The organism is Hydrogenophaga sp., assembly GCF_041633695.1.
Taxonomy (GTDB): Bacteria; Pseudomonadota; Gammaproteobacteria; order Burkholderiales; family Burkholderiaceae_C; genus Hydrogenophaga.
The window spans coordinates 1-11,133 of record NZ_JBFJMY010000115.1; the positions used below are offsets into that span (position 1 = coordinate 1).

General features: G+C 64.6%; 8 protein-coding genes. 3 read left to right on the forward strand and 5 right to left on the reverse strand.

Going from position 1 to position 11,133, the window contains the following annotated elements; genetic code table 11:
* Positions 1–58: 58 nt before the first annotated feature.
* Entirely contained in the window at positions 59–1,813 is a 1,755-nt protein-coding gene (locus ABYB95_RS09275; RefSeq protein ID WP_372658188.1) for a protein kinase, read from the forward strand.
* Positions 1,814–1,923: 110 nt separating this feature from the next.
* On the opposite strand, the gene ABYB95_RS09280 is transcribed toward ABYB95_RS09275, so the two are convergent.
* From ABYB95_RS09280 to ABYB95_RS09300, 5 genes are all read right to left on the reverse strand, one after another.
* Positions 1,924–3,135: a nitrate/nitrite transporter gene (locus tag ABYB95_RS09280; RefSeq protein WP_372658180.1), complete on the reverse strand. Its 1,212-nt coding sequence runs from the start codon at positions 3,133–3,135 to the stop codon at positions 1,924–1,926.
* Between the two features lie 194 nt (positions 3,136–3,329).
* Positions 3,330–5,159, reverse strand: coding sequence for an ABC transporter ATP-binding protein (locus ABYB95_RS09285; protein WP_372658182.1), 1,830 nt, complete (start codon positions 5,157–5,159; stop codon positions 3,330–3,332).
* A 29-nt stretch (positions 5,160–5,188) separates the two neighbouring features.
* Positions 5,189–6,163 carry an ABC transporter permease gene (locus tag ABYB95_RS09290; protein ID WP_372658184.1) on the reverse strand — a complete coding sequence of 325 codons (975 nt, stop codon included), beginning with the start codon at positions 6,161–6,163 and terminating at the stop codon, positions 5,189–5,191.
* A 1-nt stretch (position 6,164) separates the two neighbouring features.
* Positions 6,165–7,535, reverse strand: a complete 1,371-nt coding sequence (locus tag ABYB95_RS09295) for a CmpA/NrtA family ABC transporter substrate-binding protein (RefSeq protein ID WP_372658185.1) — start codon at positions 7,533–7,535, stop codon at positions 6,165–6,167.
* Positions 7,536–7,919: 384 nt separating this feature from the next.
* Positions 7,920–9,245, reverse strand: a complete 1,326-nt coding sequence (locus ABYB95_RS09300; RefSeq protein ID WP_372658190.1) for a nitrate- and nitrite sensing domain-containing protein — start codon at positions 9,243–9,245, stop codon at positions 7,920–7,922.
* A 108-nt stretch (positions 9,246–9,353) separates the two neighbouring features.
* Here ABYB95_RS09300 and tsaD point away from each other — a divergent pair, with 108 nt between their 5' ends.
* On the forward strand, positions 9,354–10,445 hold the full coding sequence (tsaD, locus tag ABYB95_RS09305; RefSeq protein WP_372658186.1) for a tRNA (adenosine(37)-N6)-threonylcarbamoyltransferase complex transferase subunit TsaD: 1,092 nt from the start codon (positions 9,354–9,356) through the stop codon (positions 10,443–10,445).
* A 96-nt stretch (positions 10,446–10,541) separates the two neighbouring features.
* A partial coding sequence (locus ABYB95_RS09310; protein WP_372658187.1) for an ABC transporter substrate-binding protein occupies positions 10,542–11,133 on the forward strand: 592 nt, incomplete at its 3' end.

Below are 11,133 nucleotides of genomic sequence, written 5' to 3' on the forward strand. Positions count from 1 at the left end.
GCAAAGCTGCCCACGCCGGGATCTGAAAAACCCGGCGCTCGGCGGGCGAGGGCATGCCATGGCCTTTGAACTCGACATCGGCTTTGTTTCGCTCAAAGGGCGCAAAGAGATCAACGAAGATTTCTGCGCCGCCATGTTGCCGCCGCCAGGGCAGGAGGACATGGGTTCCATCGTGGCCATTGCCGATGGCGTGAGCACCGGTGGCATGGGCAAGGAGGCGGCCCAGACCACAGTGACCAGCCTGGTGCGCGACTATTTCGACACCCCCGAGACCTGGGACACCACGGTGGCGCTGGACCGGCTGATCGGGGCGCAGAACGCCTGGCTCTCGGGCCTGAACCGCAGCCGCCAGCCCGCCATGGGTCTGACCACGCTCACCGCGCTGGTGCTGCGCGGGCAGTCGTACACCCTGGCCCACGTGGGCGATACCCGCTGCTATCTGCTGCGCGAGGGCCGGGCGCAACTGCTCACGCACGACCATGTGGTCAACCACCCGGACTTCAAGCACCAGCTGTTGCGCTGCGTGGGTGTCGAGGACCACCTGGTGGTGGACTACACCCAGGGCGACCTGCACGTGGGCGACGTTTTTGTGCTGCTCACCGACGGCGTGCACGGTTCGCTCACCGAGCGCCGCCTGTGCGAACTGGCCGCCAGCGCCAGCACCCAGGACGCCTGCGCCGGCATCACCAGCGCGGCCCTTGCCAATGGCAGCGCCGACAACATCACGTCCATGGTGGTGCGGGTGGTGGACCTGCTGGACGCCACCTTGCAAGACGCCAACCGGGCGGCCCAGGCCCTGCCCATACCGCCGCGGCTCAAGGTGGGAGAGCAGATCGACGGCTTGACCGTCACCGCCCCGGTGGCGGACAACGGCATCAATGTGCTGTACCAGGTGCGCGACCCGGGCAGCAAAACCCTGTACGCCTTGAAGACGCTGAACCCGGCCCGCGCGCACGACCAGGACGAGCGCGCCATGCTCGCGCACGAAGCCTGGCTGGCCAAGCGCATGGGGTCGTCCCAGGTGGCCGAGCACCTGGTGGCGCTGCACGACGAACTGCCCAACGGCCAGACCCGCTCGGCCTACTACCTGCTGTACGACTGGCATGGCGGCGAGACCTTGCAACAAATCCTGGAGCGGCGCCAGCGCCTGGCACCCACCCAGGTGGTGAACCTGGGGCTGCAGGCCTTGCGCGTGCTGGGCCGCCTGCACCGCCAGGGCGTGATCCACCGCGACATCAAACCCGCCAACCTGCACCAGGGCGACGACGGCGTGTTGCGCGTGCTCGATCTGGGCGTGGCCCTGACCGGGCGGGAGCCCGAGAGCATCCGGCGCCTGCACGCGGGCACCCCCAGTTTCGTCAACCCCGAGCAGTGGGGCTACAGCCTGAAGCCCGGCACCGGCCCGCACGACGACAGCGCGAACGAATTGCCCGACGCGCAAAGCGATCTGTTTGCGCTGGGTGTGAGCCTGTACCAGTTGCTGACCGGCAAGCTGCCCTACGGCGAGGTCTTGCCGTACCAGGTGGGCCGCTACTACCGCGACCCCACGGCGCCCAGCCGCTACCGGCCCGACGTGCCGATCTGGCTCAACCACGTGCTGCAAAAGGCGGTGGCGCGCGACAAGTCTTTGCGGTTCGAGACCGCCGAAGAGTTTTTGCTGGCACTGGAACGCGGCGCTTCGCGACCGCTCACCGCGCCGCCAAGTTCACCGCTGTTGCAGCGCGACCCGGTTTTGTTGTGGAAACTGCTGCTGGCCGTGAGCGTGCTGTTCAACCTGTTGCTGGTGTACTGGCTGTTGTTTTTGCCCAAGTAAAAACGCGGCCTGGAGCCGCGTTTTTTATGGGTTTCTCCGCTCACGCGCTGCGCGCGCGCCCTCCCTTTTGATGAAAGTGCGACTGCGCTGCGCGCCATCTGCTTCGCAGATCAGGCACTACGTGCCCGGCCTCCCTTTTCCGCCCAGGTTCTGGTCCAGCGGATTTGCATCACGCGCAACATCACCAGCATGCACAGCGCCAAGGCGGCGAAGGCGGCGAAACCCCAGAAGTAGGTGCCCGTGAACTGTTTGCTCATGCCCATGGCATTGGGCAGGAAACCGCCGCCCAGGGCGCCGACTTCACCGATCATGGAGCCCGCCACCGCCGTGGCCAGCGGCCAGCGCAGGGGAACGAGCTGGAACAGCGCGCCATTGCCCGCGCCCAAAGCGGCAAAGCAGAGCATGAAGAGCAGCGTGGTCAGGGCCAGCGAACCACCGGCCAGACCACACAGCACCAGGGTCACGGCCACGGCGACCAGCACGCCGCTCAAGGCGTTGATGCCGCCCACGCGGTCCGAGATGTAGCCACCGACCACGCGCACCGCCGAGCCCATCAAGGCCGAGAGCATGGTGAGCTGGCCCGCTTCCACCTTGGTCACTCCGAATTGGTCGTAGAAGTAGGTCGGCAGAAAGCTGGCCAAGCCGATGAAGCCACCAAAGGTGATGACGTAGATCAGGCTGAAAGCCCAGCCGTCTTTTTCGAACAGGCAGGCAATGTGTTCGCGAAAGCTTTGGTGCTCGACGTCAGGGGGTTCCTTGGCGAACACGATCATCACCACCATGGGAATGGCCATGAAGATCGCGGCGATGCCGTACACCGTCTGCCAGCCGTAGGCCACGGCCAGCGGTGGCGCGAACAGCACGGCCAGCACGGTGCCGGAATTGCCGGCACCGGCGATGCCCATGGCCAGGCCCTTGTATTTGGGTGGAAACCAGCCCGAGCCCAACGAGAGGGCCACGCCGAAGCTGGCGCCGGCGATGCCGAGCAACACGCCCATGGCCAGCACGTGGTCGTAGGAGCTGATGAAGAAATAGCCCAGCAGCAAGGCCACCATGATCAAGCCCATTTCCACCATGGCGGCGTTCTTGCGGCCGATGTACTGCGCCAGAATGCCCAGCGGGAAGCGCATGAAGGCCCCGGCCAGGATGGGCACCGAAATCATGAAACCCTTTTGTGCCGGTGTGAGCGAAAAGGCTTCGCTGATGAAGGGCGCCATGGCGCCATTCAAGACCCAGACCGCAAAGCAGAAATCGAAATACAGAAAGGCGGCAAACAAGGTCGGGGCGTGCCCCGATTTGAGAAAGGTGCGGAATCCCGCCATGGTGCAAATCCTTTGTGGAAAAAATCAAAAATCCCTACAAAGGTGCAAAAGGCGTGCCAGGGTGGGGCGCTGGTGGGGCCTGCGTCCTTTTGGGGCCGCCACTTGCTGTGCGGGCGTTTTTGGTGCGGTGCACAAAATAGGTGCGGTATCGCTCGGCGCAGGCGCTTGAACGGTGCGTGGACCGTCCAGGGCGCTCAGTGCTGGCTGCCGCAGTCTTCCAGGAAGCCGATCAGCTCTTCGCGCAGTTCGTAGTAGCGCGGGTGTTTGAGCAAGGCTTCGCGCGAGCGTGGGCGTGGCAGCGGCACGTCCATGATCTTGCCGATCTTGGCGCGGGGGCCATTGGTCATCATCACCACCCGGTCGGCCAACAGAATGGCTTCGTCCACATCGTGGGTGACCATCAGGGCCGTGACCTGGTTGCGCGCCCAGACTTCCATCAGCACTTCCTGCAAGTCCCAGCGGGTGAGCGAGTCCAGCATGCCAAAGGGTTCGTCGAGCAACAGCATCTTGGGGTTGAGCGCAAACGCGCGCGCAATGCCCACGCGTTGCTTCATGCCGTTGGAGAGTTCGCTGGCGCGCTTTTGCATGGACGATCCCAGGCCGACCCGGCTCAGGTAGTAACTCACCGTGTCTTTGCGCTCGGCGGCACTGGCGTGCGGGAACACGCGCTGCACGCCCAGCATCACGTTGTCGAAGGCGCTGAGCCAGGGCACCAGGCTGGGGGCCTGGAACACCAGACCCCGGTCGGGGCCGGCGCTGGCGACTTCGCGCCCGTCGAGCACGATCACGCCGTCGGTGATGTCGGTCAGCCCCGCCATCATGGAGAGCACGGTGGACTTGCCACAGCCCGAATGCCCGATGACCGAAATGAATTCGCCTTTGCGGATCTTCAGGTCAAAGCCGTCGACCACGGTTTGTGGCCCCTTGGGTGTGGGGTAGACCTTGACCAGTTGCGAGAACTCGGCAAACCGGTCGTCGGCCTGCAGGGCTGGCGCCTCGCTTTGCGGGCGCGGGGCTTCGGGCACTTTCGCCGCCGCTTCGATGGTCTCGGTCAACTCGGCGTGGCGCAGTCCAAAAAACCGCGCGGCGGTGGGTGTTGCGGCGCCGGGCTGCACATCGCGTGGCGTGAGCGTGGGCAACTGGAACACCTGGGCTTTCTGGCCGGCCTGGTGGGCGTGGGCGATGCCGATCAGGTGTTCGGTGATCTCGCCGCGCAATTGCTGGAAGCGCGCGTCGTGGTTCATGGCACGGCGGTCGCGCGGTCGGGCGATGTCGACCTCGAACGAGGGGCCCAGGGTGGCCCCCGGTCCCATTTGCAGGGGAATGATGCGGTCGGCCACCATCAAGGCCTCGTCCACGTCGTTGGTGATCATGAGCACGGTCTTGCGGTCTTCGTCCCAGATGCGCACGATTTCATCTTGCAGGTTGGCGCGTGTGAGCGCGTCCAGGGCCGAGAGCGGTTCGTCGAGCAGCAGCACATCGGGGTTGGTGGCCAGGGCGCGTGCCACCGCCACGCGCTGTCGCATGCCGCCCGAAAGCTGGGCCGGGCGCTTGTCGATGGCGGGCGTGAGTCCGACCATGGACACGTAGCGGTCGACGCGGTCGCGGCGCGCCTGGGCACTTTCGCCGGCAAACACACGGTCCACCGCCAGAGCGATGTTGTCGCGCACGCTCAGCCAGGGCATCAGCGAATAGCTCTGGAACACGATGCCGCGGTCGGGGCCCGGACCGGTGATCGCTTTGCCGTTTTTCAGAACCGCGCCGCTGTCGGCGCTGATCAAGCCGGCCAGCAGGCTCACCAGGGTGGTCTTGCCGCTGCCGGAAAAGCCGACGATGGCCACGAATTCACCCGGTTCCACGCGCAGGTTCAGGTTCTTCAGGATCTCCGAACGGTTGCTGCCCGAGCCATAGCTCTTGCAGACGTTTTTCAGTTCCAGCGCGGCGGTGGCGGGCACGGCCACCAGAGACGGTTTGCCCGCGCTGGCGTGGTCGGCGTCGATCGGGGTTTTGAGGGCGAGATTCATGGCTTGTCGATCTTGTTGCGGTACCGCTTTCAGCGGGGGACGGCCAGGTTTTGCAGCACTTGCATCAGGCGGTCGAGCGCGTAGCCGATCAGGCCAATGGTGAACACCGCGACCATGATGCGGCTGAGCGAGTCGGAGCTGCCGTTCTGGAACTCGTCCCAGACAAACTTGCCCAGGCCCGGGTTCTGCGCCAGCATTTCAGCGGCGATCAGCACCATCCAGCCCACACCCAGCGAGAGGCGCATGCCGGTGAAGATGAAGGGCAGGGCCGATGGCAGCACGATCTTGCGCACCCGTGTGGACAGCGGCAACTGCAAGACCTTGCCCACGTTGACCAGGTCTTTGTCGACCGAGGTCACGCCGATGGCGGTGTTGATCAGCGTGGTCCAGAGCGAACACAGGGTCACCGTGATGGCCGATATCAGAAAGGATTTCTGGAACATGGGCTCGCCCGTGGTCACGTAGACCGCGCTCACGATCAGCGTCACGATGGGCAGCCAGGCCAGGGGCGACACCGGGCGGAACAGCTGCACCATGGGGTTGATGGCCGCTTGGAACACCTTGGACGAGCCCGCCAGAATGCCCAGCGGCACCGCCACCACCGTGGCCAGCAGAAAGCCGACGAAGACGGTCTTCAGGCTGGTCAGGATCTGATCCAGGTAGGTGGCTTTGCCGGTCCAGCTGAAGTTGCGCGGTTCGTAGCTGGGATCTTCGGCCAGGCGCTCCTTGTTGCGCTCGTCCTGGCGCTTGTAGAAAGCGGCTTGGCGCTCGCGCTCGTTGAAGTGGTCGCGCACCAGAACACCCACCTGCTCGGCCACCTGTGCCGGGCCGGGCACGGCGCCCAGGCTGGTTTCGATGCGCGAGGCCGTGACCGACCACAGCACCAGGAACAGCGCGATGGCCACCAGCGGAATGCCGAAATTCATCAGCAGCTTGCGCGCCAGTTCCCGTGGGTCTCGCAGAGCGGCGGCACCGCCGCCGAGGAAGGAGGTGATGGTGGCCATGTCAGACTTTCTCTGCGGCCTTCAGGCCGATCTTGAATTTGGACAGGTAGTCGTTGGGCTTGCGGCCGTCGTAGTCGATGCCGTCGATGAAGCCGGTCTGCACGCCCTTGAAGCCGTCGGTCTTGGGCAGGTCGGTTTCCTTGATCTTGCCTTCGGCCACCAGGGCCTTGGCGGCCTGCATGTAGACCTCGGGCAGGTAGACCTTCTTGGCCACATCCATGTACCAGCTGTCGGGCTTGCCTTCGCCGATCTGGCCCCAGCGGCGCATCTGCGTGAGGTACCAGATGGCATCGCTGTAGAAGGGGTAGGTGGCGAAGTTGCGGAAGAAGACGTTGAAGTCGGGCGCTGGGCGCTTGTCGCCTTTTTCGTATTCAAAGGTGCCGGTCATGCTGTTGCCGATCACTTCGGCGTCGGCGCCCACGTACTGCGACTTGGACAGCATCTTCACGGCTTCAACCCGGTTGGCCATGGACGCATCGAGCCACTGGCCGGCGCGGATCAAGGCCTTGATCACGGCGACGTGGGTGTTGGGGTTGGCCTTGGCCCAGTCGGCGGTGACGCCGAACACTTTCTCGGGGTTGTTTTTCCAGATCTCGTTGTCGGTGATCACCGGCACGCCAATGCCCTTGAACACGGCCTGCTGGTTCCAGGGTTCGCCCACGCAGTAGCCGTGGATGGTGCCGGCTTCCATGGTGGACGGCATCTGGGGCGGTGGCGTCACCGACAGGAGCACGTCGGCTTTCTTGGTGCCGGAGTTGTCGGTGGAGGTGTAGTAACCGGGATTCAGGCCGCCTGCGGCCAGCCAGTAGCGCAGCTCGTAGTTGTGGGTGGAGACCGGGAACACCATGCCCATCTTGAAGGGCTTGCCTTCCTTCTTCCAGGCATCGACCACTTTCTTGAGCGCGTCGGCCTTGATCGGGTGCACCACCTTGCCGCCCGACATGGGCAGGTGTTGCTTCATCTCGGCCCAGACCGCGTTCGACACCGTGATGGCGTTGCCGTTCAAGTCCATGCTGAAGGCGGTGACGATGTCGGCCTTGGTGCCAAAGCCGATGGTGGCGCCCAGCGGCTGGCCCGCCAGCATGTGCGCGCCGTCGAGCTGGCCGTCGATCACGCGGTCGAGCAGCACCTTCCAGTTGGCCTGGGCTTCGAGCGTGACGTTCAGGCCTTCGTCTTCAAAGTAGCCTTTTTCGTAGGCCACCACCAGGGGGGCGCAATCGGTGAGCTTGATGAAACCGAATTTCAAAGATTCTTTTTCTGGGCGACCGGCTTTTTGCGCCCAGGCCGGCAGGCCCAGACCCGTGGCGCCCACCAAAGCGGTGGCGCTCGCAACAAAGCGGCGGCGGTCGAACTTGGGAGAGGAAGAAGGCATGTGGAACTCCTGGTGGGCTAAACAAAAAAACAAAAACTGGCAAGCTACAAAGCACAACGGCGTCCATCTCACAATCCGCTGGAAGCAGATTGGAAATGGACGCCGTTGTCCCGATGGGGTATTTCACTGGTGGGTCTTGCGCCGCCATTGGCGCAGACCTTGTCAGTCATGAAGCAGTTAGCGTGCCAGGCTGTTTTTGATTTTTCTGAGGGCGGCTTTTGTTGTTGATATATATGGAAAAAATCCATATTTCCACCGGCCGATGAAGCCTGTCGATCAAGGCCATTCAGCCCCGAATTGCAGCGCTGCGGCCGGCTTCAGAATGGTGCGTCGGACCGCCATGCACGGTTTTTGTGCGCCGCAGCATCCTTGCGTGAGCAGGCCCTAGGCCGTCTGCTTGTTCGCGGGAAAGACCGTTGCCATCGACAGCACGGCTTCTGCCACATCGATCAGGCGGCGGTTCTGGTTCATGGCCAGTTGCCGCAGCGTCTTGTGCGCATCCGCTTCGCTCAGCGAGCGGTGCGCCATCAACAAACCCTTGGCGCGTTCGATCACCTTGCGCTCGTTCAGGCTGGCACGCACGGTCTCCAGCTCGTCGCTCATGGTTTGCAGGCGGTGGGCCTGCTCCTGCACCAGTTCCAGAATCGAGCGCTCGACCTGCGGCCCATAGGTCTTGGGTGCGGCGGGTAACTTGGGTGCGGGATGGTGGCCGTACTCCAGCGGCGGAAATTCGAAGAAATCCAGCGGATTGCTCGACACACCCACGGCGGCTGCCGTGGCATCGGCGTTCTGTGGGCTGGCGGCTGGCCGCAGCCGGGCTTCGTAAAGGCCCAGGTCCGAACGTGCCACGGCGATCTTGCGTTCGCACACCTGCTGCAGGTCCAGCGCCAGGCGGTCCTCGACGATCTTCATCTCGTCGATGCGGCGGGTACAGCAGTCGAACCACACCTCGCTGAGCTTGGCGTAGAGCAGGGCGCCGTCGGAGGCGGTGCACAACACCCGGCGCAGGCGTTCGTGTTCGGCCTCGGTGGCATTGTCCTGGCGGCTCTGCCACAGGCCGATCAGCTGTGGGGTGGCGAATTCGGTGAACACCTGCAGGCAGTGGTCTTGCGATTCGATCAGGTGCAGCAAGCGGTGCTGCCCGACCGCCTGGGCGCGGCCCGCTGCGAGCATGCCCGCACCCAGGGCGCGCTCCTGGCCGGCCAGCTCTTTGCCTTGCATGAAGTTGAACATGGCCACCAGCAAGCGGGATATCTCGGGATCGGTCGCGCCGTCGGCGGCCTCGAACACCACCGCCAGCAGGCCGGTGATCAGGCGCACATAGGCGTTGGTGGCGCGCTCCATGTCCCATGCCAGCGCAGAGACGCATTGGCGCAACTCGGGCAGCGCGTCCAGGCCGTGCAGCACATAGGCCATGCGGCTGTACAGGCGCGCGCCGTTGTTGATGCGGGCGGTGTCGGCGTGCAACTGGTCGAAGCAGGCGCGCAAGGCCACTTCCCGGTGCTGGCTCTCGGCGATCTGTGCGGACCGGGTTTCGCCCAGGCGCTGGCCTTTGGAGCCTATGAACAGATTGGCCAGCCCGCGCTCGCGTTGCAGGGCGTGGACCAGGTGGCCCGTGATCTTGACCAGCTCGCTGGTCAGCGCGAGCTGCTGCAGTTGCTGGATTTCGCAGCGCTTCGCCGCGACCAGGAAAGCCAGGCCGGTGTGCATGCGGGGTTCGGTATGCGTGGACATTGCCCAGGGTGCAAGCAACAAACGTACCTTGCAAGTGGCTCTGGGGCATCGCAGGTGTTTGGAGGCCCCGCTTACACTGCTGGCATGCGCATTTTGGGATTTGAATCGTCGTGCGACGAAACCGGTGTGGCCCTGGTGGATGCCAGCGGCACGGGCACGCCGCGCCTGCTCGGCCACGCCTTGTACAGCCAGATCGAGATGCACCAGGCCTATGGCGGCGTGGTGCCCGAACTCGCCAGCCGCGACCACATCCGGCGCGCTTTGCCGCTCGCCGACGAAGTGCTGACCCAGGCCGGTTTGCCGCTGTCCGCGGTGGACGCGGTGGCCTATACCCGTGGGCCGGGTCTGGCCGGGGCTTTGCTGGTGGGTTCGGGCGTGGCCTGCGCCATGGCGTTTGCGCGCGGTTTGCCGGTGCTGGGCGTGCACCACCTGGAAGGCCATTTGTTGTCGCCGTTCCTGAGCGCCGACCCGCCCGAATTCCCGTTTCTGGCCTTGCTGGTTTCAGGCGGCCACACCCAGATCATGCGGGTCGAAGGGGTGGGGCGCTACGAGCTTCTGGGCGAGACCATCGACGACGCTGCGGGCGAGGCCTTTGACAAATCCGCCAAGCTGCTTGGCCTGGGCTATCCCGGTGGCCCGGCGCTGTCGCGCGCGGCCCAGCAAGGCGACCCCGAGGCCTACCGCCTGCCCCGGCCGATGCTGCACAGCGGCGATCTGGATTTTTCTTTTGCCGGGCTGAAGACGGCGGTGCTGACCCAGGTGAAGCGGCTGGCGCATGCCAGCCCCCAAGGCCCCGCGACCCCGGATCTGGCCAAGGCCTTGAGCGCTCAACAGATCGCCGACGTGGCCGCCTGCGTGCAAGCGGCCATTGTGGAGCTGCTGGTGAAAAAATCGCTCAAGGCGATGGCGCAAACCGGCATGCGCCGCTTGGTGGTGGCGGGTGGCGTGGGTGCCAACAGTTTGCTGCGCGAGCAGCTCAACGCCGCCTGCCAAACAAAAGGCTTCCGGGTGCACTACCCCGAACTGCACCTGTGCACCGACAACGGCGCCATGATTGCGCTGGCCGCCGGCATGCGCTGGCAGGCGGGTCTGTGGCCGGCACAAGACAGCCGCCACGACGACCGTTTCGACGTGAAGCCGCGCTGGCCACTGGCCGATCTGGTGGCCCAGGCCTGAGGGCACGGCCCGTTGTCGCCGTCGGCGGTTGCGAACCGTGCCGATCGCGCGCCTACCGAATTTTCCACCCCTGTTTTTTTGTCTATCTTTATCTGTATGCGTCTTCCGTTTTCTTCCAAAACCTTGCGCCAGCTGGCATTGAGCAGCCTGGTGGCTGTGGCGACCGTTCCAGGCCCGGTTTGGGCGCAGCCCGCTGCCGCGCCGATCCGCATCGGCATGATCGAAAGCCTGTCCGGGCCGTTTGCCAACACCGGCGAAGCGGTGTTTCGCAACCTGGTCTGGGCGGTGGAGCGCGTGAACGCGCGCGGCGGCGTGCAGCTGCCCGGCGGCAACCGCCCGCTGGCCCTGGAGCGATTCGACAGCAAAGGCCAGAACGAAGAGGCGTTGTCCGCCTTTCGCTCGGCGGTGGACCGGGGCATCCACATCGTGACCCAGGGCAATTCGTCTGCCACAGCGGCGGTGCTGATCGATGCGATCAACAAGCACAACCAGCGCGAACCGGCCCGGCAAGCACTGTTTCTCAACTATTCGGCGGTGGACCCGGTGCTCACCAATGAAAAATGCAGCTACTGGCATTTTCGTTTCGACGCCCATGCCGACATGCGCATGACCGCGCTCATGAGCGTGCTGCGCGAAGACAAGGCGTTGAAGCGCATTTACCTGATCGGCCAGGACTACAGCTTTGGGC